Consider the following 23,262-nt stretch of genomic DNA (forward strand, 5'->3'; position numbering starts at 1 on the left):
CAACTTAATCGTCTGAAAACAGGAAGGCCACCTTCCGGTGGCCTTCAACTTAACTACGTTTGTTTTCGATTCGCCGCGGTGGCTCTTTCGCCAGCAGCGAGACCAGCGCCGGACCCAGCAACATCACCACGCCGAGACACGCCAGCAGCAGGTTGTTGTGGTAAATCCGCGACACCAGGAACAGTGTCATCATGGCGGCGCCAAAGTAGTAAGTGGTGGTCGCTTCTTCAAGATAATCGCCGAGAGTGCGTAAACGGGGAATGCGCTGTGTTACCAGCATGGCAACAAAAACCAGTGCATACATCGCCACCAGCGTGCTGCAGACATCAACCAGAGCTTTGTGCTTCCAGCCCCAGATCAGCGCAGCGATCACCAGCAGATGCATAGCGATATGCATCAACGTCTGACCCGTGATGATTTGAATACGATTAGACCATTTCATTCAGTTCTCCTGGCAGACCCAACAGGTCGCCCAAGTGCTACCGGCACAAGCCGGAAACGATTTCCTCAATGTAAAACAATTTTCGGATAACGCCCTAATTATTGCCCTCTTTCACCACCCATTTGTGACAAAGACTACACTTTGATTCTATTGATGATGAAAAGGAGTGCGTCGCGAGTATGCCACAAAACAAGCAAGGATTTTCAATAAAAATCCTGACGATCAATACACACAAGGGTTTCGCCCCTTTTAATCGCCGCTTCATCCTGCCCGAATTACGCGATGCCGTTCGCGCAACGGAGGCGGATGTGGTCTTTCTGCAGGAGGTGATGGGCACGCATGCCATCCACTCCCTTAACCATGAGGAATGGCCTGAATCGCCCCATTATGAGTTTCTGGCCGACACTATCTGGAACGATTTCGCCTATGGGCGCAATGCGGTCTATCCGGAGGGACATCACGGCAATGCGGTGCTGTCGCGCTTTCCGATCACGGAATATGAAAACCGGGATATCTCGGTGGCGGGCAGTGAAAACCGCGGCATGCTGCACTGTCAGATCGCCCTGCCTGAGCCGCACGGCACGCTCCATGTGATCTGTGTGCATCTGGGTCTGAAGGAGGCGCATCGTCACGCCCAGATGAAGAAAATCTGTGAAATGGTCAACTCGCTGCCGCCCGACGCACCGGTCGTAGTGGCGGGCGATTTCAACGACTGGCAGGGACGCGCCAACGCCATCTTAAAACAGGGCGCAGGCCTGAAAGAGGTATTCAGCATGAAGACCGGACGCCCGGCACGGACTTTCCCGGCGCGCTTTCCGGTGCTGCGACTCGACCGCATCTATGTGCGCAACGCTACCGTGAGTCATCCGTGGGCGCTGCCGCGTAAGCCCTGGTCCCATCTTTCCGACCATGCCCCGCTGGCAGTGGAGATCCACCTATGAATTTTAGCTGGCAGGAAGGCAACCGGCTGCTGTTGCTGGAAAATGGCGAAGCATTCTTCCCGCGCGTCTTTGGCGCGATTCAGCGGGCAGAACGCACCGTATTAATCGAAACCTTTATTCTGTTTGAGGATGACGTCGGTAACGCCCTGCACCGCGAGCTGCTGGCCGCCGCGCAGCGCGGCGTGCGGGTCGAAATCATGGTCGATGGCTACGGTTCTGCCGAGCTCTCTGACAAATTTGTGAACAGCCTGACCAGCGCGGGCGTGCGCTTCATCTATTACGATCCGCGTCCGCTGGTGATGGGCATGCGCACCAACGTGTTCCGCCGTCTGCACCGCAAAACCGTGGTGGTGGACGACGTGGTCGCCTTTGTCGGCGGTATCAACTTCTCGGCTGAGCACAACACCGATTACGGCCCGGAGGCGAAGCAGGATTATGCGGTGCAGGTCAAAGGCCCGGTGGTGGCCGATATTGCCCGCTATCTGCAGCAGGCAATTGGCAGCGAACAGCATACCCGTCGCTGGTGGGGTTCGCGTTCTCATCGTCCGGCGGTGAATGCTAAACCCGGCGATGCGCAGGTGCTCTATGTTTATCGCGATAACGACGAGCATCGCGACGACATCGAAGTGCATTACCTGGAGATGCTGCGCGAGGCGAAGCGGGATGTGATCATCGCCAACGCCTACTTCTTCCCGGGCTACCGGCTGCTGCGTGAGATGCGCAATGCGGCGCAGCGTGGCGTGCGGGTGCGCCTGATTGTGCAGGGCGAACCGGATATGCCGATTGTGAAAGTGGGTGCGGAGCTGCTCTACAACTATCTGGTCGATGGCGGCGTCGAGGTTTACGAATATATCCGTCGTCCGCTGCACGGCAAGATCGCCGTGAAAGACGATCACTGGGCCACCGTCGGCTCCAGCAACCTCGATCCGCTGAGCCTCTCGCTGAATCTGGAAGCCAATCTGATTATCCACGATCGCCCCTTTAACCAGACGCTGCGCGACAACCTCGAAGCGCTGCTGGCCAATGACTGCCAGCGCGTGCAGGAGGATCGCCTGCCGCCACGCAACTGGTGGCAACTGAGTAAAAGCGTGGTGGTATTCCACTTCCTGCGCCATTTCCCGGCCATCGCTGGCTGGCTTCCGGCGCACACGCCGCTGCTGGCCCAGGTGGGTGAGCCGGTACAGCCTGAAATGGAGACGCAGGATCGCGTTGAAACTGACAACCCGGGAGCAAAATCCTGATGGCAAAAAAACATCCACGCTGGCAACTGGCAAAAAAGATTCTCACCGTCCTGTTTTTCATCGCGGTGGTGGTTCTGCTGGTGGTTTATGCCCGCAAAGTGAACTGGGAAGATGTTTATGACGTCATCGTTAACTACAACCGCTTTGTCGTTCTGACCGCTGCCGGACTGGTGGTGCTGAGTTACCTGGTGTACGGCTGCTATGACCTGATTGGCCGCGCCTACTGCGGCCATAAGCTGGCGAAGCGGCAGGTGATGCTGGTGTCGTTTATCTGTTACGCCTTTAACCTGACGCTCAGCACCTGGGTGGGCGGCGTCGCGATGCGCTACCGGCTCTACTCCCGGCTCGGCCTGGACAGCGGCACCATCACCCGCATCTTCTCCCTGAGTATCGCCACCAACTGGCTCGGCTATATTCTGCTGGCGGGCGTGGTGTTCAGTGCGGGCATGGTCTCGATTCCCGGCGGCTGGTTTATCGGTGAGACCACGCTACGGCTGATTGGCGCGGTTCTGCTGGTGCTGGTCGCGGTTTACCTGTGGGCCTGCGCCTTCTCAAAACAGCGTCGCTGGACGATCAAAGGCCAGACGCTGCAGCTGCCTTCGCTGCGCATGGCGCTGCTGCAGTTCGGGGTTTCCTGCGCCAACTGGATGGTCATGGGCGCGATTATCTGGCTGTTGCTGGGACGCGACGTCGGTTATCCGATGGTGCTGGGTGTGCTGCTGATCAGCAGTATCGCCGGGGTGATTGTGCATATTCCGGCGGGCATTGGCGTACTGGAAGCGGTCTTCCTGGCGCTGCTCAGCGGTCAGCACGCCTCGCATGGCACCATTATTGCGGCGTTGCTGGCTTATCGCGTGCTCTACTTTATCCTGCCGCTGCTGTTAGCGCTGGTACTCTATCTGGGGCTGGAGAGTCGGGCGAAGCATCTGCGTCAGAAGAACGAGCAGAAGTTACAGAAGTCATAAAAAAGGGGAGGCGCACACAGTGCGCCTCCCCCGCTCTCCCCCACAGACTTAACGGCGGTTGCCGAAAATCCGCAGCAGCATCAGGAACAGGTTGATGAAGTCGAGATAGAGCGTCAGTGCGCCCATAATCGAGTAGCGACGCAGGTTCTCCGTGTCGCGGGCATCAATCTGCTCACCGATGTTTTTCAGCTTCTGTGTGTCATAGGCCGTTAACCCCACGAACACCACCACGCCGATGTAGGTAATCGCCCACATCAGCGCCGGGCTTTTCAGCCAGAAGTTCACCAGTGACGCCAGCAGAATACCAATCAGCGCCATAAACAGCAGGCTGCCGAAACGGCTCAGATCGCGTTTGGTGGTGTAGCCGTAGAAGCTCATCGCACCAAACATCCCTGCCGTGATAAAGAAGGTGCTGGCGATCGAGGAGTTGGTGTAGACCAGGAAGATACTCGCCATAGTCAGGCCGGTCAGCGCCGAATAGAGCATGAACAGCCCGGTTGCCACGGCCCCGCTCAGGCGATGCACCATGCCTGACAGGAAGAAGACCAGCCCCAGCTGCACGATAATCAGCCCGAAGAATGTGATGCGGTTGGCAAACACCATCTCCATCACCGCTGGCGTGCGCGCAGCGTACCAGGAGACAAACGCGGTCAGTAACAGACCGCAGGTCATCCAGCCATAGACCTGCGCCATATAGGCTTGTAAACCGCGAGATGCGGGTTGAACGATGGAATCATTGCGTGGATATCGGTCCATGATGCACCTCTTGTTAGACGGATGAACAGATGCGCTCCCGACAGGGAGCCATGCCAGAGGCTAAGTGTGGCACAGCTCAGCTCAACTGCGCCACAACATGCCGCTTAACGCCGCGACAGACACTGCTGATAACGGCTATCGACGCGCTGCGCAAACCACGCCGTGGTGAGATTACGGGTAATTTTCGGGCTTTCCAGCTTGATGCCCGGCAGCATTTCACGCGGTAGCTTACGACCGGCCATTTTATCCGCCAGGGTAAAGACCTGTTTCCAGAGCTCGCTGTCGCTGAACGACTCTTTCTCTCCTTTCTCCAGATCGCGGCGGATATCGCTGTTGCTCATGTCGATCTGCTTCGACAGCGTGCGCACCGCCAGTTCGGTGCCGCCCGCCGCATCCGATCCGTAAAGAATCAGATCGCCATCCAGCGCCAGCTTCATGCCGGTAGCGCGTGACACCGCCGCCTGGAACGCTGCGTTGCGGCTGGCGTACCAGCCCGCATTGTAATCGGCAAAGCGGTAGAGCGGCTGGCTGTAGTCTGCCGGGTAGCCAAGCAGGTGCATCGTCCCGAAGTAGATCCCCCCGTGACGGGTAAAGACTTCGCGCCGGATGGTGCCATCAATCGGCCACGGGTAGCCTTTGGCGTGGGCTTCGGCAAACGCAATGCTGACCTGCATCGGTCCGCCGGTGTGGATCGGGTTGAGATTGCCGAACAGCGTCTGGCCCATCGGCACCATATCGATCAGGTCATCGAAGATGGCGCTGAGATCTTTTTCACTGCGTACCTTGTCCAGACGGGCCGCGTAGCTTTCTCCGGTCGGCGATTTGATCAGCAGCGCGGTGCGCACCAGGAAGGCCGGAACATGCACCTGCGCCGCACGGCGGTTGATCTCACCCCAGGCGATTTTCGGAAGGCCCGGCACGGCGGCCTCGGCGCTGAAGTTGCTCTCCTGATCCGCCACGGCGATCACCGCACAGAGGTTACTGGCGCTGGGATCGATCTGCTGCGTACGGAAGGTGGTGTAGATGTCGTCGCTCCACGCCGCTTTATTGCTGACGTGCGACGGCAGCAGCCGCTGGATCTGCGCTTTGACATCTTCAGGCTGCCGCACCGGCGCCTCAGGGGTTTTCTTGCTGCTACAACCCGCCAGCACCAGCGCGGCGACCAGTGTCAGACGTTGCAGAATCGGGGTGGATGACATGCCTGTCCTCAGAATGAACCAAAGCCCTACTCTACCATTGCCAGAGTTTCACAGGCAGGAGAGAACTGAACTAAGGTTACCTTTTTTAACGTTAAAGGAACTTACGATGTTTAAACTCTGGCCTGTTGCGGCGTTCAGCCTGTTATTAACCGGCTGCGGCGCCAATAATACCCCTGCCCAGGTGCAGTCACCGGGCGCGCCCACCTCCTCCTCACTGAAGGTGCTGGAGACCGGCGCCAGCGTGATGCAGTCACGTCCGCCTATCGACGCCATCAACACCTATCTCGATGGCTTCCATTTTTATAACGGCGACAAGAACGGTCAGATGGAGGCGCATCACTATGTCACCGTGCTGAACGACGATGTGATGCAGGCGGTGATTTACGACGGCAACACGCGCGACGCGCGGCTGATGGGCGTGGAGTACATTATCAGCGAACGGCTGTTTAAGACCCTGCCGCCCGAAGAGAAGAAGCTGTGGCACAGCCATCAGTATGAGGTGAAATCGGGCACGCTGATTGCGCCAGGCTTACCCGCCGCCGCCGACCATGCCCTGATGACGCGCATCGCGAACACTTACGGGAAAACCTGGCACACCTGGCACACCGACCGCGACAAAACCCTGCCGATTGGCATTCCGGCGCTGATGATGGGCTTTACAGCGGATGGTCAGATGGATTCACGACTGCTGGCGGATCGCGATCGCCGTTTTGACGTCGACAGCAAACAGATCCGTGCCGAGCGGGCGGATATTGTGGCGCATCCGGCGGCTCCGGGTGCTAACGCCTGGCAGCAGGGCCAGGTGATTCAGCTGAAGCGCACCAATGGTGGCGGTGAACACAGCCACGGCCAGACCGGCTTTGGCCCGGCGGAGCAGCTGAAGCAGCCTTAAGCGGTGTAAAGCGCGGACTTGCAGGCAGTAACGTGTGGATGTTCAGAGAAGACGCAGCGGGCGGAACCCCTCCGGCCCGCTGCGTTGAACACGCCGGCTTAGTCCCAGCGCTGAGCAGCCTGGTGATCGCTGTCGCGGGCATCCACCCAGCGATCGCCCTGCTCTGTCGCTTCGCGCTTCCAGAACGGCGCGCGGGTTTTCAGGTAATCCATGATGAACCCGGCGGCAGAAAAGGCGCTGCCACGATGGGCGCTGGTGACGCCCACCAGCACGATCTCATCGCCGGGAAACAGCTCGCCGACGCGGTGAATCACCGTGACGCGCTGCAGCGGCCAGCGTTCGCGTGCCGCATCCACAATCTCCCGCAGCGCTTTTTCGGTCATGCCGGGATAGTGCTCCAGCGTCAGCGCCGCCACGTTATCACCCAGATTATGGTTGCGGACTTTGCCGGTAAAGGTCACCACCGCACCATCTTCATCACAGGCCGCCAGCCAGCGATAGGCTTCCGCCATATCAAAGGGCGCGGGGCCGACGCGAATCTGCGTTTCCATCTCAGCCTCCGGTCACGGGCGGGAAAAAGGCCACTTCATCACCGGCGTGCAGCGGGTGACTCATCGGCACCAGCGTCTGGTTCACCGCCGCCAGCAGCTTGCCTGACGCCAGCGCCAGCGCCCAGCGGTCGTCGCGTTCGGCCAGCGCACTCCGCAGCGCGGCCACATCCGGATAATCAGCCCCCACCTCAAGCGATGCGGTGCCGGTCAGCTCCCGCACCTGAGCGAAAAACAGCACCTTAATCATTTGCAACCGCCTGGAAATCGCCGCTTTTACCGCCGCTCTTGCTGATTAAACGTAGCTGATCGATGACGATATCTTTCTGCACGGCTTTGCACATGTCATAGATGGTCAGGGCGGCAACCGAGGCGGCCGTCAGCGCTTCCATCTCGACGCCGGTTTTACCGGTCAGGCGACAGAGCGTGGTGATGCGAACCCGGCTATGGTCCGGTTCCGCTTCCAGGTTCACTTCCACTTTGCTCAGCATCAGCGGATGACAGAGCGGAATCAGCTCCCAGGTGCGCTTCGCCGCCTGGATCCCGGCGATGCGCGCCGTGGCGAAGACATCCCCTTTATGGTGGCTGCCTTCCATAATCATCTGCAGCGTTTCCGGCTGCATCAGCACCAGCACTTCTGCCCGCGCTTCGCGCACGGTTTCAGCCTTGGCGGAGACATCCACCATGTGTGCTTCGCCCGCGGCGTTAATGTGTGTGAGTTGAGACATACTTACCGTTTCTTCAGGTGTGAGACAAAATTACAGGGCGCGGTGCGCGCATCAAGCTGGTCAGCGATAATCCGCTCCCAGGCGGTGCGGCAGGCGCTGGTTGAACCCGGCACGGCCAGAATCAGCGTCCCGTTAGCCAGACCGGCAACGGCGCGCGACTGCAGCGTGGAACCGCCAATCTCTTCATAGGAAACCATCCGGAACAGTTCGCCGAACCCGTCAATCTCGCGATCGAACAGCGGCAGCAGCGCTTCCGGCGTGCTGTTTTTCAGGTTAAAGCCGGTGCCGCCATTAATGATCACCACCTGGACATCTTCACTGGCGATCCAGCGCGACACGGTGGCGCGAATGCGGTAGAGGTTATCCGGCACGATGGCGTGATCGACCACGTCATGACCCGCTTCCGCAGCCGCCTCACGCAGATAGTCGCCGGAGGTATCGTTGCTGGCATCGCGACGGTCTGACACCGTCATCACCGCAATCTGCAATGCCTGAAATTCGCTGGCTGGTTTACCCATACTGCCTCCTGAAATTAGCCGCCAATGTAAGAGAGATTCTGTGTGATGCCGGTGTTGCCCTGATGCAGGAAGTGCGTCTGCTTCTTCTGCCCCAGGCTGCTGGCAATGCGCGCCTGCAGTTCGGCCTGCTGCTCATCGGACGCCAGCAGGTCGCGCAGCGGCACACCGCCGTCACCAAACAGGCACAGGTGCAGATTGCCATGCGCCGAGACGCGCAGACGGTTGCAGCTGGCACAGAAATCTTTGGCATAAGGCATGATCAGGCCAATTTCGCCGACATAGTCGGGATGATAAAAGACCTGCGCCGGGCCGTCGCTGCGTCCGCTTTCGCGACGCTGCCAGCCCTGGGCGATGAGTTGATCGCGGATCACCATGCCGGAAACGTGCTGATCGCGGAACAGCGTGCCGCCGTCGCCGGTCTCCATCAGTTCAATAAAGCGCAGTTGGATCGGGCGGGTACGGATCCAGTCGAGGAACGTGGCCAGATTACGGCTGTTGAGATCGCGCATCAGGACGCTGTTGACTTTGACCTGACGGAAACCGGCATCCAGCGCCGCATCAATACCGCTCATCACCTGATGGAATTTATCCTGACCGGTAATAGCGTGAAACTGACGGGCATCCAGACTGTCGACGCTGACGTTGAGCGCGGTCAGACCTGCATCGCGCCACTGTTTCACGTCGCGCGCCAGCCGGTAGCCGTTGGTCGTGACTGCGATCTGGCGGATAGAGGCGTTTTCACGCACCGCCGCAATGATGTCGGTGAAATCACGGCGCAGCGACGGCTCACCGCCGGTCAGCCGCACTTTTTCGGTGCCGGCAGCAGCGAAGGCCCGCGTGACACGGCGGATTTCATCCAGTGAGAGAAAACTTTTGTTTTGAATTCCCTGCGGCTTGTAGCCGTCAGGCAAGCAGTAGGTACAACGGAAATTACAGACATCCGTGACCGACAGGCGCAGGTAATAGAACTTACGCGCGTATGCATCAGTAAATTGTGACACCAGAACACCTTTCCAGATTGGGAGATGCAGTCATTTCTTCCTGCACCCTGGCAGCTCGATGGCTACGGCCTGAACCCCCTATCCGCAGACTTAGGCATTCAGGCTTGAGTGTACGCTGACCCGTTGGTCAGCGCGGTAAGCATGATGGTAGCGTGTATTTCGCCACTCTTCCATTTGCTCTTTTCGCTATATATTCTTATACATATCGAACTTTCACCGCATTTTCGCGACAGGATACGTTAAAATGCGATCCAGATTTTGACGTAAGTCATCGGCGCGGGCTTAGCGTTTAGAGCCTCGCCACGCGAACGGTTATTAAGGAGAAGTATGAATCGCACACTGGCCGATCTTGATCGCGTTGTGGCACTGGGAGGCGGACACGGTTTAGGCCGCGTGATGTCTGCCCTTTCCCCGCTGGGCTCGCGCCTCACCGGTATTGTCACCACCACCGACAACGGCGGATCAACCGGCCGTATTCGCCGCTCCGAAGGCGGCATCGCCTGGGGCGATATGCGTAACTGCCTTAACCAGCTGATTGCAGAACCCAGCGTCGCCTCAGCGATGTTCGAGTACCGTTTTGCCGGTAACGGCGAACTGGCCGGACACAACCTCGGTAACCTGATGCTGCGGGCGCTGGACCATCTCAGCGTCCGTCCGCTGGAAGCGATCAACATTATCCGTAACCTCCTGAAAGTGGATGCCTTTTTAATCCCGATGTCCGAGCAGCCGGTAGATCTGGTGGCGATGGATGCCGAAGGCAATATGGTTTACGGCGAAACCGCGATTGACGAGATGAAACAACCGCCGCAGGAGCTGATGCTGCATCCCAACGTGCAGCCCACGCGGGAAGCGCTGCAGGCCATTGGCGAAGCGGATCTGATCCTGATAGGACCCGGCAGCTTTTACACCAGCCTGATGCCGATTCTGCTGATGGAAGAGATGGCGCAGGCACTCCGTCGCACGCCAGCCACGATGGTGTTTATCGGCAATCTGGGCCGCGAACTTAGCCCCGCCGCCGCCAGTCTCTCGGTGGCCGACAAGCTTCAGATGATGGAGCGTTATATCGGCAAGCGGGTCATTGATGCGGTGGTGGTTGGTCCGTCAGTGGCGACAGAGGGCATTGAAAACCGGCTGATTGTCCGTGAACCGCTGGAGGCCGCCGACATCAAATATCGTCACGACCGCCAGCTGTTACGGGTGGCGCTGGAACACGCCATTCAGGGCTTTGACGGCGCTACGAGGCCGCAATAAACAGCGTCCGCAGCTCATGCAGCTGATCGCGCACGTTGGCCGCCTGTTCGAACTCAAGGTTCTGTGCGTGCTGCTGCATCTGCCCTTCCAGCTCGTGAATTTTCTTCTGCAGCGCCTGCGGCGTTAACAGCTGGAAATCGGCCAGCGCCTGAGCTTCGCCAGGACGTGCCGGTTTCGCTTTGCCACGGGTTTTCACCACGTTTTTGCCCAGTTCCAGAATATCGGTGATCTTCTTATTCAGGCCCTGCGGCACAATGCCGTTCTGTTCGTTGTGCAGCTGCTGTTTCTCGCGGCGGCGCTCGGTCTCTTCAATGGCGCGGGCCATTGACGGCGTAATTTTATCGCCATAGAGAATCGCCTTACCGTTGATGTTACGTGCCGCACGACCGATGGTCTGAATCAGCGATCGTTCGGAACGCAGGAAGCCCTCTTTATCCGCATCCAGAATCGCCACCAGCGACACTTCCGGCATATCCAGCCCCTCACGCAGTAAGTTGATGCCCACCAGCACATCAAACTCACCCAGACGTAAGTCGCGGATAATCTCCATACGCTCTACGGTGTCGATGTCGGAGTGCAGATAACGCACCTTCTCGCCATGCTCAGAGAGATATTCGGTGAGATCTTCCGCCATACGTTTGGTCAGCACCGTCACCAGCACACGTTCGTTGATCTCCACGCGCTTACGGATTTCCGACAGCAGATCGTCGACCTGAGTACCGACCGGACGCACTTCGATAATCGGATCCAGCAGGCCGGTAGGACGCACCACCTGATCGACCACTTCATCGCCCGATTTTTCCAGCTCATATTTGCCCGGCGTCGCGGAGACATAGATGGTCTGCGGTGCCAGCGCCTCGAACTCTTCAAACTTCATCGGGCGGTTGTCCAGCGCCGACGGCAGGCGGAAGCCATACTCCACCAGCGTCTCTTTACGCGCCCGGTCGCCTTTGTACATGCCGCCAATCTGCGGAATGGTGACGTGCGACTCATCCACCACCAGCAGGCCATCAGCGGGCAGATAGTCAAACAGCGTTGGCGGTGCTTCGCCCGGTCCGCGTGCGGAGAGGTAGCGCGAGTAGTTCTCGATGCCGGAGCAGTAGCCCAGCTCACTCATCATCTCCAGGTCAAACTGGGTACGCTGGGTAATACGCTGCTCTTCCAGCAGCTTATTGTTCTCCAGCAGCACCCGGCGACGGTCCGCCAGCTCCACTTTGATATCTTCCATCGCCTGCAGAATACGCTCACGCGGCGTTACGTAGTGCGTCTTGGGGTAGATGGTAAAGCGCGGCACCACCGAATCAATCTGGCCGGTCAGCGGGTCAAACAGCGACAGACGCTCAACCTCTTCGTCAAACAGCTCGACGCGCAGCGCAATATCGTCCGACTCTGCCGGGAAGATATCGATCACTTCGCCACGCACGCGGAAGGTGCCGCGCTGGAACGCCTGATCGTTGCGGGTATATTGCAGCTCTGACAGGCGGCGCAGAATGCTGCGCTGATCGATGATCATGCCGCGGGTCAGGTGGAGCATCATTTTGAGATAGAGATCGGGATCGCCCAGACCGTAGATCGCCGACACCGACGCCACCACGATAACGTCGCGCCGCTCAAGCAGCGCCTTGGTGGCCGACAGACGCATCTGTTCGATGTGTTCGTTCACCGACGCATCCTTTTCGATAAAGGTATCGGAGCTCGGGACATAGGCTTCAGGCTGATAGTAATCGTAGTAAGAGACGAAAAACTCGACGGCATTATCCGGGAAAAATTCTTTCATCTCGCCGTAGAGCTGGGCAGCCAGCGTCTTGTTCGGTGCCAGCACCATCGTCGGGCGATTGAGGTCGGCAATGACGTTGGCGACGGTAAAGGTTTTCCCGGAGCCGGTTACGCCTAATAAGGTCTGATGGGCCAGTCCATCCTCCAGCCCCTCTTCCAGGCGACGAATCGCCTCAGGCTGGTCGCCAGAAGGTTTAAAGGCGGAATTCAGTTTAAAAGCTTTGGTCATGAATGCGGTTCCTGCTGGAGAAGTCGGCGGGCAGGCACTTATTTTACTCTGCTATGGTGATTTTGCCAGAAAATAATACTGGATATAAAAACAGTAATGATGCACTGTTAACGCCAGCACCAGGGTACTTTTCACCCCTGCAATCGGGTCACACGGGTGCAAAGGTCGTTGCGCAATGTTATCCCCAGGCAGGGATCAGATTTAACATTTGTCAATAGACCGTCACAAAATTACAGTTCGGTTACCTGACAGATAATTCGCAGGCTTGTTTTTTGATAACCAACTGATTTTATTGATTTAAGCCTATAAGGCCAGATTCTCGTCATTATGTTACCAGGCCGCGTATTTCCTCGCTTCCAACTGGTTTTCATTACCTAATGCACAAGGTTATCCACAGGAATGGTGGATAAGTGATGGCAGCCCCGCCGCCATCAGCTGTGTATAATTTTTCCCTGCCCTTCCCTCACCGTGAAAATAATTTTTTTTGCGTTAAATTTCGCAGCGGCTGCTGACGGAATATTCTGCATTTTTAATCTGTCGCCTGGCGCAGTGCGCAAATTTCCGCCATTCCACTACGATTCTTAATCAGAGTTGTTGCCTCTTCACAGCACGTCTGCACCAGAAACAGCGCCCTGAGGCACTGCAAAAGTGCAGCGTCGTGACCACCGTGGAGAATTGATAAGTTTTTCTCACCTTTTAGCCCTGAAATCCCGCATTCCGGCAGAAATCAGGTCCGTTTTTAGATCTGGCCTGGGAATTGCAGGACTCACTGGCGTCACCGCGCGTCACGCGCACTGTGCTGCAATGGCGAGGCTGCCGTTGCTGATGACTTGTTTGCCAGACGACAGAGAGCGGATGCAATCAGGCTAATGATCGGGAAGGAGAGTGTCAGATGCTGAGTCTACGTTCGGTAAATCAATTTTATGGTCAAAACCATATTCTGTGGGATGTGGACCTGGATCTGTCGCCTGGCACCTGCACCGGCGTTCTGGGCCGCCCTGGTATGGGAAAAACCACGCTGGTGAACTGCATCATGGGCAGACTGCCGATTAACAGCGGCTCGATCTCCTGGAAAGAGGACGGTTCCCCGCCGGAAGATCTGCTGCTGCAACCGGCAGAGCAGCGGGCGCAGATGGGAATTGGCTATGTGCCGCAGGGCCGCCATATTTTCACCCAGATGAGCGTGGAAGATAACCTGCTGATTGCGTTGCTGGCGGGCGCCAGCCAGCGCGATCGCCATCGCGCTATTCCCGAAATGGTGTTCGATCTGTTCCCGGCGCTCTACTCACTGCGCCAGCAGCGCAGCGGCGATTTGCCGATCGATCAGCAGCAACAGCTGGCCCTGGCGCGCGCGCTGGTGCTGCAGCCCAAACTGCTGATTCTGGATGAGCCGACCGACGGGATGTCGCCGTGGCTGGAAGAGGAGATGGGCAACCTGATCCGCCGCCTTAACCTCGACTACGGGCTGACCATCCTGCTGCTGGAGCAGCGCCTGTCGCTGATCCGTCGCGTGGCGGACTATTTCCTGCTGCTGCACCGCGGCCGCAATGTGGCGCAGGGCAGCATGGAGCAGCTGGATGATCACACCGTCGATAAATGGCTGACGGTCGCCTGAGACTTACTCCGGCAACGTCAGATACTGCCCACAGGACGCCTGCTGCGCCGCATCGGTGAGGTACGGAATCGTGCCCAGACAGGGCGCAGGCAGTCGGTTTTTCAGGCTGGTGAGATATTCCTGATAGCGTTTACCCGGCGGTTCGACCGTGTTGGCGATCCAGCCCACCAATGGCAGGCCGCGCGCCCGCACCGCCTCGGCGGTGAGCATCGCGTGATTGATGCAGCCGAGCTTTATTCCCACCACCAGAATCACAGGCAGCTTTTCGCTGACCACCCAGTCCGCGTAGGTGTGCGTCTCTGACAGCGGGGTGTACCAGCCGCCCGCGCCCTCGACCAGAATCCAGTCTGCCAGCGGTTCCAGCGCCGCCAGACCCGCCGACAGCGCCAGATGCGTAATCGGCCTGCCCTCTTCCGCGCTGACGATGTGCGGCGAGGTCGGCTCCATAAACGCCAGCGGGTTCACCTGCTGATAGCTTAGCGGCACGCTGCTGAAGCGCTGCAGGGCCAGCGCATCGCTGTTACGGATCCCCTCTGGCGTCATCTCACATCCTGACGCCACCGGCTTATAGCCCGCACTGCGAAAGCCCGCTGCGGTGGCCGCCTGCAACAGTGCGCCGCTGGCAACCGTTTTCCCGACTTCGGTGTCGGTGCCGGTAATAAAAAACCGATTCATGAAAGCGTGACTCCGTAAATTAAATGGTAACTCAGGCGATAGCCGTGCCGATCGCGCGGCCAGTGCGCCTCTAACTGATTAAGCCGTTGTCGGGTGACTCTCTGCCCGTCGCGGCCCTGATGCAGATGGGTCGCCCCGATCCCCTTCAGGGATCGCATGGCGCTGAGCGCATCGGGGAAATGCAGGGTCACCACCTCTGAGCTGCAGCGCAGTTGCTCTGCGTGGCAGGCCGCTGCAATCTGCGATTCGCTGAGAAAGCGGTTGGCGTGCGGCAACGCATCCAGATGGGACCAGGCCTCATGCACCTCCTGCAGCGAACCGTCGCCCAGCGTGGAAAACAGCAGTGTGCCGTCGGGCCGCAGCACCCGCCGGAACTGGCGCAGCGCGCCGGGCAGATCCTCACTCCACTGCACCGCCAGGTTGCTCCACACCAGGTCAAAGCTGTTATCCGCCAGCGGCAGTGCGTCGATGTCGCCCGCCAGGTAGTGCTGCGCCGCGTCGTTGTCCCGCGCCTGTTGCAGCATCTGCGGAGAGAGATCGAGTGCCGTCACCTGTTTGCCGCGTTCGCGCCACAGCCTGCTGTACCAGCCGGTGCCACATCCAGCATCCAGCAGCTGCAGCCCGCTGTGAGCCGGTGCGCGTGCCAGCAGCGCATCGCCGCTCAGCCGTTGCAGCGCAGCATGGGCGTCGTAATGGCTGGCCGCCCGGCCAAAGGCGCGTGCAACCGCCTGCTTATCAACCCGCAGCGTCATGCAGCACCTCCAGTAACCGATCGATATCTTCGGTGCGATGTGCCGCCGTCAGGGTAATACGCAGACGGGCCGTTCCCGGCGGCACGGTGGGCGGCCGGATCGCGCTGACCCAGCAGCCCGCGTCCGCCAGCCGCTGAGAGAGCGCCATCGCATCGCTGTTTTCGCCCACCAGCAGCGGCTGAATCGCACTGGTGGAGTTCATCAGCTGCCACGGCAGCGAGGCCGCACCGCGCCGGAAATGGTGAATGTTCTGCTGCAGCTGCTGGCGCAGCGCATCACCCTGCTGGATCGCCTGCAGCGCAGCCTGCAGCGCGACAGCCTGCGCGGCGGGCATGGCGGTGGAGTAGATCAGATGACGGCTGAATTGCAGGAAATAGTCGGCGGTGTCTGCATCGCACAGCAGCGCGGCACCGCTGACGCCAAAGGCTTTGCCAAAGGTGACCACCAGCAGTTCCGGTTTAACCCCCTGCTGCCAGCAGCTGCCGCGCCCCTGCTCACCCACCACGCCGATGCCGTGCGCATCATCCACCAGCAGCCAGCCCTGTGCCTGCTGCGTCTGATGTGCCAGCGCAGCCAGCGGCGCGCTGTCGCCATCCATGCTGAAAATCCCCTCGGTCACGACCAGCGTCTCCCCCTCGCAGGGTGAGGCGAGACGTGTCGCCAGGCTCTCCGGATCGTTGTGACTGAAACGTCGCAGCTGCGCCGGGCTGTGGCTGGCGGCGTCGAGCAGCGAAGCATGAGTGAGTTTATCGGCCAGGATGCGATCGTTTTTTTCGCCCAGCAGATGAATCACCGCCTGATTGGCGGCAAAGCCGGAGATAAACAGCAGCGCACGGTCATAGCCGAGCCAGTCGGCCAGCTGCGCCTCAAGATCCGCATGCTGACGGTGATAACCGGTGACGTGCCCTGAGGCACCTGCCCCCGCGCCCGTCAGCGCCGCGCCCTGCCGCCAGCCCGCAATTACTGCCGGATGCCGGGTTAAGCCGAGATAGTCATTGCTGGAGAAGTGGAGATAGCTGCGGCCACCGCTCTGCAGTGTGCGGGTCGATTGCTCATCAATAACCCGACGCTGCCGCCAGCCATCGGCCGCACGGCGCTGCTCCAGCCCCTGCCGGAGTCGTTGCTGCCAGCTCATTACAGCGCCGCGTTGTAGAACTGTTCAGTGTCGGCATGGAATAGCTGCTCACTGAGTTGCTGCGCCTGCTGCTGATCGCCATGTTGGGTGTGGGTATGCTCCGGGTTCAGCCCCAGCTTGCGGAACAGCACGCGGTCTTTATCCTCTTCCGGATTCGGCGTGGTCAGCAGTTTGCAGCCGTAGAATATCGAGTTCGCCCCGGCCATAAAGCACATCGCCTGAGTCTGCTCGCTCATCTGCTCGCGTCCCGCTGAGAGGCGCACATGCGAGGTCGGCATCATGATGCGCGCCACCGCGATGGTGCGGATAAAATCGAACGGTTCCACGTCATCGTTATCCGCCAGCGGCGTGCCTTTGACCTTGACCAGCATGTTGATTGGCACGCTCTCCGGTGGCGTCGGCAGGTTGGCTAACTGCACCAGCAGACCCGCACGGTCATTCACGGTTTCGCCCAGGCCGACGATGCCGCCCGAACAGACCTTGATCCCAGCGTCACGCACTTTGCCCAGCGTATCCAGACGTTCCTGATAGCTGCGGGTGGTGATGATGGAGCCGTAAAATTCCGGCGAGGTGTCGAGGTTATGGTTGTAGTAATCGAGGCCCGCGCCCGCCAGTCGCTGCGCCTGTTGATCGCTGAGGGTGCCCAGCGTCATGCAGGTTTCCATTCCCATCGCCTTGACGCCTTCCACCATCTTTTCCAGGTAAGGCATGTCGCGCTCGTGCGGGTTTTTCCACGCGGCACCCATGCAGAAACGGGTCGAACCGGCGGCTTTGGCCTGACGCGCGGAGGTCAGCACCTCCTCCACTTCCATCAGACGCTCTGACTCCAGGCCGGTCTTGTAGCGCGCGCTCTGCGGGCAATATTTACAATCTTCCGGACAGGCACCGGTTTTAATCGACAGCAGGGTACTGACCTGCACCTGGCGCGGGTCGAAGTGCTGACGATGCACCTGCTGCGCCTGAAACATCAGTTCGAGAAAAGGTTGATCAAACAGCGCTTGCGCCTGTGCAATTGTCCAGCGTTGAGCCATTACTTACTCCAGAAAAGGGTGTCATCCCGACGAAAAGCAGGGGTATACTTGTAAACTATATTTTTTTATTTTGGTTTACAACTCCGATGACTACCCCTGTTTTCTCCTCAGATGATGCCCGTTTTGACCGCCAGCATATCTGGCATCCCTACACCTCAATGCAGGATCCACTGCCCTGTTACCCGGTGGTTGCCGCACAGGGTTTTCAGCTGCAACTGGCCGATGGCCGTGAGCTGGTGGATGGGATGTCATCGTGGTGGGCGGCGATCCACGGCTATAACCATCCGCGCCTGAACCGGGCGCTGACGGAGCAGGTCTCACAGATGTCGCACGTAATGTTCGGCGGCATTACCCATCCGGCGGCGGTAGCCCTTTGCAGGAAGCTGGTGATGATGACGCCCGAGGCGCTGGAGTGTGTCTTCCTGGCCGATTCCGGCTCGGTGGCGGTGGAAGTGTCGATGAAGATGGCGCTGCAGTACTGGCTGGGACGCGGTGAAACACGCCAGCAGTTCCTGACGCTGAAGCGCGGCTATCACGGCGATACCTTTGCGGCGATGTCGGTGTGCGATCCTGAGAACTCGATGCACAGCCTGTGGCGCGGCTATCTGCCCGAACATCACTTTGCAGCGGCTCCGGCCTGCGGCTTTGATGATGAATGGGACGAGCGCGATTTCGATGATTTCGCCCGGCTGATTGAACAGCATCACCGGCAGCTGGCGGCGGTGATTCTGGAGCCGGTTGTGCAGGGTGCGGGCGGCATGCGTTTCTACCATCCGCGTTATCTGCAGCAGGTCCGGGAAGCCTGCGATCACTATGGCGTGCTGCTGATTGCGGATGAGATCGCCACCGGGTTTGGCCGCACCGGCAAACTCTTTGCCTGTGAGCACGCAGGTATTACCCCGGATATTCTCTGCGTCGGCAAGGCGCTGACCGGCGGCATGATGACGCTGGCGGCGACGCTGACCACCCGCGACGTCGCTGACACCATCAGCCGCAGCGCGGCGGGCTGTTTCATGCACGGCCCGACCTTTATGGGCAATCCGCTGGCCTGCGCGGTGGCGGCAGAGAGCCTGACCATGCTGACGGAAGGTCACTGGCAGCCTCAGGTGGCCGCAATCGAACAGCGGCTGCGGGCTGAGCTGCTGCCGCTGCGCCGTTCCCCACAGGTGGCCGATGTGCGCGTGCTGGGAGCGATTGGCGTGGTGGAAACCCGTCAGGCGGTCAACATGGCGGCACTGCAGCAGTTCTTTGTTGAACAGGGCGTCTGGATCCGGCCTTTTGGCCGGCTGATTTACCTGATGCCGCCCTACATCATCACGCCACAGGCACTGAGTCAGCTGGTGCAGGCGATTGGCGGCGCGCTGGACCATTCGCAACATTTTGCCGCCTGAAGCGGGCCGACCGCTGGCACTGGTGGCGCTTTTGGTTATGATGAAAGGCTATTCATCGACAAGTGAGGAGATGTAATGCACGTTTTTAGTCAGGATTTTAATGACGGCGAGAAGATGCCCGAAAAGCATGTTTTCAACGGCATGGGTTATCAGGGTGAAAATATCTCTCCCCATCTTGCCTGGGAAGCCGCGCCGGAAGGGACCAAAAGTTTTGTGGTGACCTGCTACGATCCTGATGCCCCGACCGGTTCCGGCTGGTGGCACTGGGTGGTGGCGAATATTCCGGCCAGCACCACGTCACTGCCGCAGGGTGCCGGTTCCGGCAAAGCGTCACTGCCAGCAGGCGCAATCCAGACGCGTACCGATTTCGGTCAGGCGGGCTACGGTGGCGCGGCGCCGCCACAGGGCGAAACCCATCGCTACATTTTCACCGTGCATGCGCTGGATGTGGAGACGATTGAGGTGGATGAAGGCGCCAGTGGCGCAATGGTCGGCTTTAATGTGCATTTCCACGCACTGGCGAGCGCCTCGCTGACCGTAAATTATCAGTAATTCAGTCCGCCTGACAAACCCAAAGCTGAGTGACCTGGCAGCAACGCATTAGCTTAAATTGCAGGGAATAGGGTCAGAGGAGGAAAGCGTCCCGCTGACTGGGACAAAAACGCCGGGAGCGTTTTTGAACAACGCAACGCGTTGGCCCGGCAACGGGCGCACCTCGGGGATGAGATGCGTAATTGCGCGGGTCGAGCATGCCATGGATGGCGGCTTTTGCGTCTTTCCGATCTGACCCTATTCCCTGTGTCTGCACGATCTCACAGCTGGCAGTTGCAAACTCCGTCAACAATTTCACGCCTCTCCCGCCCGGGAGAGGCATTTTTCGTGATGCGTTACGCCTGCAGTTGGTGAATCACGACCCACATCGGGCCCTGCCCTACCGCATAACGTCCCAGTGGCTGTAACAAGCCTTTCGGTTCGCTAATCGCATAGACTTCGATGTGATGAGATTTCTGTCCCGCCGCCACCAGATAACGTCCGCTGTGATCGATATTGAACCCGCGCGGCTGCGTTTCCGTCGGCTGGAACCCTTCCAGGTTCAGCTCATCGCCCAGTTCGCTGACGCTGAAGATCGCCAGCGTGCTGCTGGTGCGATCACAGGCGTAAAGGAATCGGCCATCCGGCGTCAGATGAATATCGGCTGCCCAGCGCGTCCCGCTGAAGTCAGGCGGCATCATATCCAGCGTCTGCACGCTTTCTGCTTCGCCTTCACCCGTATTTAATGCCCAGACCTCAACCGTGCTGTCGAGTTCGTTCACGCAGTAAGCGAACTGGCCGCCCGGATGGAACTGCATATGACGCGGGCCTGCGCCTTCTACCGTCGTGACCTGCGCCTGTTTACGCGGCGTCAGCTGACCATCGGCACCCAGCGTAAACAGACAGATACGGTCCTGCTTCAGGACCGGGACATAAAGGGTCTTATTGTCAGTGTCGATATTGGCCGAGTGGCAGCCATCCAGACCGTTAATCACCTGCAGCGGAGCCTGCGGAATGCCATCATCGCCAATCGGGCTGACGCTGACGCAGGCATCATTGTAGGAGCCGCAGAACAGGAACCGGCCCTCGCGATCGGTGGAAATGTGGGTCGGACTGCCGGGCAGCGGTGCCTGACCGGCTTCGGTCAGCGTGCCATCGGCGGCAATCTTAAACGCCAGCACGCGAAAATTGGGACGCACACCGACATAGAGAAAATCGCGTTTCGGACTCACCACCATCGGCTGAACCTGGCCGGCGACATCGATTACCTGAAGCAACGTCAGCGCACCCTCATCATTCATCTGCCAGACGTGAATCTGCTGGCTCTCGGGACTGGCGGTGTAGACAACCTGTTTCATGCATTCTCCTTTTTTGCTGCCTTGTCATGATCTGTGAATCACTGTAGCGCGTTTTATTGCCCTACGCTGGAATCATTTGTGCCCTGTTTTTTGTCTCCGGGCCGTGGTCAGGTGTAGACTTCAGCCCCTGTAAACCTGGAAAAACGTGAGGATTAATGAGCTACCGTGTAATTGCCCTCGACCTCGACGGCACACTGCTGACCCCAGCCAAGACGATTCTGCCGCAGTCAATCGACGCGCTAAATCAGGCCCGCCAGGCGGGTATTCATGTCGCTATCGTGACCGGACGCCATCACTGCGCTATCCACCCTTTTTATCAGGCGTTACAACTGGATACACCCGCAATCTGCTGTAATGGCACCTACCTGTATGATTACCAGGCGAAAAAGGTGCTGGCGTCCGATCCTCTTGACCCGCAGCGGGCGTTACAGGTGATTGAGATGCTGGACCAGCAGCAGATTCACGGGTTGCTCTACGTGGATGATGCGATGCTCTATCAGACGCCGACCGGTCACGTGATGCGTACCCTGAAGTGGGCCGAATCGCTGCCCGCCCACCAGCGTCCACTGTTCCGCCAGGTGCCCGACTTAGCCCAGGCGGCGCGTGAGGCCGGTTCAATCTGGAAGTTTGCCCTGTCACACGACAATCACGAGGAGCTGCAGCAGTTCGCGACCCGTGCCGAAGCAGAGCTGGGTCTGGCCTGCGAATGGTCATGGCACGATCAGGTGGATATCGCCAAAGGTGGCAACAGCAAAGGCAAGCGGCTGGCGCAGTGGGTTGAATCGCTGGGGCTGAGCATGTCCGATGTGATCGCGTTCGGGGATAACTACAACGATCTCAGTATGCTGGAAACGGCCGGACTGGGTGTGGCGATGGGCAATGCGGACGACGCGATTAAAGCACGGGCGAAAATGGTGATCGGCACCAACCTTGAAACCGGTATTGCCGATACCCTCCGTCAGTACGTGCTGTAATCAGGGCGTCACTGAGACGCTTTTGATCTGGGCATAAAGCCACTGATCCGGCCGGATGCCCAGCTCATCGCGCGCGCAGAGTTAGATATATGAAAAATGCTTACTTTATTTAATCAGCTTTGTTAAAAAGAGTAGAATTATTTATTTGATTTAATAAAAACCCACAATTACATTAACTTTACCGGTTATAAGTCACATAAACTCACTATTAATTATATGGAGTTTTCACAGAGCAATGAATTCATTAATCTGTTAGAAAGCAAACTAGCAAATTCTTAAGGTGTGAAAAATAAAAATTTTATCATTCTTCATAAAATCACTATTCTTTATCTACTAAAAATCAAAACCAATTAATTCGAAAGTCATAAAAGATCAATGAAAAAATCGATCAATTATGACTTATCGCTATTATTTATTACTGCCATTATGGTCTTGATTACAATGCATGCACTTTAAAACCCTTAAAAGCCTTTTGAGCTCAATCAGCAAAACTCAATTCACAGACTATTAGGGTAGCGTATAATTTATACAGCAATGTCAACCAGTATAGTCACCAGACTTAATTTTAATTTTCTCTATTAATTGACTAATGAGTAGCACTTCACTGCCACGATGTACCATAGCATGACAGTTAGGACATAAAGGAATCATGTCATTTATAGGATCGACTGCATAATTCTCACCAAGAGTGTGCAAAGGTTTGATGTGATGCACGTGAATGAAGCCCTTACCGTGTTCGCCATATATCTTTTCGAAGTCGAACCCACAGCATTTACAGACAGTACCATAATGATCTATGCACGCCTGCCGTGCTCTTGGATCACGCTCATATGAGTTGACCGTAACTTGTTTTTTTGCTCCTTCCGCATAATTTTCAGGTGCGGGAATTTCATCAGGAAATGGATTAGGGAAAAAATCCGCATACCATACAGCGCCATCCTTTCTCAAATAGCGTTTTTCAAGATTACGCTCAAAGTCCTTAATAACTGCCACTTCTGGATTATCTGGATGTTCTGAAAATATCATATTGAAGGTATATAGCTCATATCCTTGATGTATGAGCTTTATGTGTTCGATAGCCTGCGTATAACCTGGTTGCTTTTTGTTGCTTGAGTTGTATTCCCAGCGCTCACGTAAGATTACTGCCCTTTCCTGTTCGCTCTCAACATCCCATGTTCCAAAGATGACCATCTTTTTTTCATGATTTACAAATGACCAACTCCAGGTCCAGTTGCTGCAAGTACCGCCATATGACTGAATGAATTTTTTTCTGTTCATATCTATCTCCCTTTGAGGTACTTCTTTGTACATAA

Annotated in this window: 24 protein-coding genes and 1 riboswitch; of the genes, 9 read left to right on the forward strand and 15 right to left on the reverse strand. The window is 57.7% G+C overall.

The features are described 5' to 3' along the window. Positions 1 to 49 precede the first annotated feature (49 nt). Positions 50 to 442 (reverse strand): YbhQ family protein, encoded by a 393-nt coding sequence (locus tag PU624_RS16900; protein ID WP_090962822.1) that lies wholly within the window; start codon positions 440 to 442, stop codon positions 50 to 52. Between the two features lie 179 nt (positions 443 to 621). Between PU624_RS16900 and PU624_RS16905 the strand changes: the two genes are divergently transcribed. The 3 genes from PU624_RS16905 to PU624_RS16915 are packed head-to-tail and all read left to right on the forward strand — an operon-like array spanning position 622 to position 3,589. After that, positions 622 to 1,383: an endonuclease/exonuclease/phosphatase family protein gene (locus PU624_RS16905; RefSeq protein WP_283545913.1), complete on the forward strand. Its 762-nt coding sequence runs from the start codon at positions 622 to 624 to the stop codon at positions 1,381 to 1,383. Continuing rightward, a complete protein-coding gene (gene clsB, locus PU624_RS16910; protein WP_283545914.1) occupies positions 1,380 to 2,624 on the forward strand; it encodes a cardiolipin synthase ClsB in 1,245 nt (414 codons plus the stop codon). Before PU624_RS16905 ends, clsB begins: the two co-directional genes overlap by 4 nt. Beyond that, complete coding sequence (locus PU624_RS16915; RefSeq protein ID WP_283545915.1) at positions 2,624 to 3,589, forward strand: lysylphosphatidylglycerol synthase domain-containing protein; 966 nt, start codon at positions 2,624 to 2,626, stop codon at positions 3,587 to 3,589. Before clsB ends, PU624_RS16915 begins: the two co-directional genes overlap by 1 nt. Before the next feature lie 48 nt (positions 3,590 to 3,637). On the opposite strand, the gene PU624_RS16920 is transcribed toward PU624_RS16915, so the two are convergent. Together PU624_RS16920 and PU624_RS16925 are read right to left on the reverse strand one after the other, a co-directional pair. Then, positions 3,638 to 4,345 carry a Bax inhibitor-1/YccA family protein gene (locus PU624_RS16920; protein WP_136198809.1) on the reverse strand — a complete coding sequence of 236 codons (708 nt, stop codon included), beginning with the start codon at positions 4,343 to 4,345 and terminating at the stop codon, positions 3,638 to 3,640. Positions 4,346 to 4,449: 104 nt separating this feature from the next. Next, a complete protein-coding gene (locus tag PU624_RS16925) occupies positions 4,450 to 5,544 on the reverse strand; it encodes a DUF1615 domain-containing protein (protein ID WP_283545916.1) in 1,095 nt (364 codons plus the stop codon). A 106-nt stretch (positions 5,545 to 5,650) separates the two neighbouring features. On the opposite strand from PU624_RS16925, the gene PU624_RS16930 reads away from it, so the two are divergent. Next, positions 5,651 to 6,436, forward strand: a complete 786-nt coding sequence (locus PU624_RS16930; protein ID WP_283545917.1) for an OBAP family protein — start codon at positions 5,651 to 5,653, stop codon at positions 6,434 to 6,436. 98 nt (positions 6,437 to 6,534) lie between these two features. Here PU624_RS16930 and moaE read toward each other — a convergent pair whose 3' ends face one another. The 5 genes from moaE to moaA form a co-directional block, all read right to left on the reverse strand. Further along, the gene (gene moaE, locus PU624_RS16935) at positions 6,535 to 6,987 is read right to left on the reverse strand and encodes a molybdopterin synthase catalytic subunit MoaE (RefSeq protein WP_283545918.1); all 453 of its coding nucleotides are present in this window, start codon (positions 6,985 to 6,987) and stop codon (positions 6,535 to 6,537) included. Between the two features lies 1 nt (position 6,988). After that, positions 6,989 to 7,234, reverse strand: a complete 246-nt coding sequence (gene moaD / locus PU624_RS16940; RefSeq protein ID WP_283545919.1) for a molybdopterin synthase sulfur carrier subunit — start codon at positions 7,232 to 7,234, stop codon at positions 6,989 to 6,991. Further along, positions 7,227 to 7,712, reverse strand: a complete 486-nt coding sequence (moaC, locus tag PU624_RS16945) for a cyclic pyranopterin monophosphate synthase MoaC (RefSeq protein ID WP_283545920.1) — start codon at positions 7,710 to 7,712, stop codon at positions 7,227 to 7,229. Before moaC ends, moaD begins: the two co-directional genes overlap by 8 nt. Positions 7,713 to 7,714: 2 nt before the next feature. Further along, positions 7,715 to 8,230 (reverse strand): molybdenum cofactor biosynthesis protein B, encoded by a 516-nt coding sequence (gene moaB, locus PU624_RS16950; protein ID WP_283545921.1) that lies wholly within the window; start codon positions 8,228 to 8,230, stop codon positions 7,715 to 7,717. 14 nt (positions 8,231 to 8,244) lie between these two features. Further along, a complete protein-coding gene (moaA, locus tag PU624_RS16955; RefSeq protein ID WP_283545922.1) occupies positions 8,245 to 9,231 on the reverse strand; it encodes a GTP 3',8-cyclase MoaA in 987 nt (328 codons plus the stop codon). Next, positions 9,221 to 9,354: riboswitch (molybdenum cofactor riboswitch) on the reverse strand. (Overlaps the previous gene by 11 nt.) 204 nt (positions 9,355 to 9,558) lie before the next feature. Between moaA and PU624_RS16960 the strand changes: the two genes are divergently transcribed. Continuing rightward, entirely contained in the window at positions 9,559 to 10,482 is a 924-nt protein-coding gene (locus PU624_RS16960) for a gluconeogenesis factor YvcK family protein (RefSeq protein ID WP_283545923.1), read from the forward strand. Here the strand turns inward: PU624_RS16960 and uvrB are convergent. After that, positions 10,466 to 12,487: an excinuclease ABC subunit UvrB gene (gene uvrB / locus PU624_RS16965; protein WP_283545924.1), complete on the reverse strand. Its 2,022-nt coding sequence runs from the start codon at positions 12,485 to 12,487 to the stop codon at positions 10,466 to 10,468. The genes PU624_RS16960 and uvrB overlap by 17 nt on opposite strands. An 892-nt stretch (positions 12,488 to 13,379) precedes the next feature. Between uvrB and PU624_RS16970 the strand changes: the two genes are divergently transcribed. Further along, positions 13,380 to 14,102, forward strand: a complete 723-nt coding sequence (locus PU624_RS16970; protein WP_090962850.1) for an ABC transporter ATP-binding protein — start codon at positions 13,380 to 13,382, stop codon at positions 14,100 to 14,102. Between the two features lie 3 nt (positions 14,103 to 14,105). On the opposite strand, the gene bioD is transcribed toward PU624_RS16970, so the two are convergent. From bioD to bioB, 4 genes are read right to left on the reverse strand one after another with little or no spacing between them, the layout of a single operon-like run. Continuing rightward, positions 14,106 to 14,777: a dethiobiotin synthase gene (gene bioD, locus PU624_RS16975; RefSeq protein WP_283545925.1), complete on the reverse strand. Its 672-nt coding sequence runs from the start codon at positions 14,775 to 14,777 to the stop codon at positions 14,106 to 14,108. Further along, the gene (bioC, locus tag PU624_RS16980; protein ID WP_283545926.1) at positions 14,774 to 15,529 is read right to left on the reverse strand and encodes a malonyl-ACP O-methyltransferase BioC; all 756 of its coding nucleotides are present in this window, start codon (positions 15,527 to 15,529) and stop codon (positions 14,774 to 14,776) included. Before bioC ends, bioD begins: the two co-directional genes overlap by 4 nt. Next, positions 15,513 to 16,664, reverse strand: a complete 1,152-nt coding sequence (bioF, locus tag PU624_RS16985) for an 8-amino-7-oxononanoate synthase (RefSeq protein WP_283545927.1) — start codon at positions 16,662 to 16,664, stop codon at positions 15,513 to 15,515. The genes bioC and bioF overlap by 17 nt, the downstream gene beginning before the upstream one ends. After that, entirely contained in the window at positions 16,664 to 17,695 is a 1,032-nt protein-coding gene (bioB, locus tag PU624_RS16990) for a biotin synthase BioB (RefSeq protein WP_283545928.1), read from the reverse strand. The genes bioF and bioB overlap by 1 nt, the downstream gene beginning before the upstream one ends. Positions 17,696 to 17,781: 86 nt before the next feature. Here bioB and bioA point away from each other — a divergent pair, with 86 nt between their 5' ends. Both bioA and PU624_RS17000 read left to right on the forward strand, forming a co-directional pair. Beyond that, positions 17,782 to 19,086, forward strand: a complete 1,305-nt coding sequence (bioA, locus tag PU624_RS16995; protein ID WP_283545929.1) for an adenosylmethionine--8-amino-7-oxononanoate transaminase — start codon at positions 17,782 to 17,784, stop codon at positions 19,084 to 19,086. 75 nt (positions 19,087 to 19,161) lie between these two features. Beyond that, the gene (locus tag PU624_RS17000) at positions 19,162 to 19,638 is read left to right on the forward strand and encodes a kinase inhibitor (protein WP_283545930.1); all 477 of its coding nucleotides are present in this window, start codon (positions 19,162 to 19,164) and stop codon (positions 19,636 to 19,638) included. A 335-nt stretch (positions 19,639 to 19,973) separates the two neighbouring features. On the opposite strand, the gene pgl is transcribed toward PU624_RS17000, so the two are convergent. Then, positions 19,974 to 20,975: a 6-phosphogluconolactonase gene (gene pgl, locus PU624_RS17005; protein ID WP_283545931.1), complete on the reverse strand. Its 1,002-nt coding sequence runs from the start codon at positions 20,973 to 20,975 to the stop codon at positions 19,974 to 19,976. A gap of 155 nt (positions 20,976 to 21,130) precedes the next feature. On the opposite strand from pgl, the gene PU624_RS17010 reads away from it, so the two are divergent. Then, on the forward strand, positions 21,131 to 21,949 hold the full coding sequence (locus tag PU624_RS17010) for a pyridoxal phosphatase (protein ID WP_283545932.1): 819 nt from the start codon (positions 21,131 to 21,133) through the stop codon (positions 21,947 to 21,949). Between the two features lie 537 nt (positions 21,950 to 22,486). On the opposite strand, the gene PU624_RS17015 is transcribed toward PU624_RS17010, so the two are convergent. Beyond that, positions 22,487 to 23,227, reverse strand: a complete 741-nt coding sequence (locus PU624_RS17015) for an HNH endonuclease (protein ID WP_283545933.1) — start codon at positions 23,225 to 23,227, stop codon at positions 22,487 to 22,489. Positions 23,228 to 23,262 lie beyond the last annotated feature (35 nt).

It is taken from the genome of Pantoea sp. Lij88 (assembly GCF_030062155.1).
GTDB lineage: Bacteria > Pseudomonadota > Gammaproteobacteria > Enterobacterales > Enterobacteriaceae > Pantoea.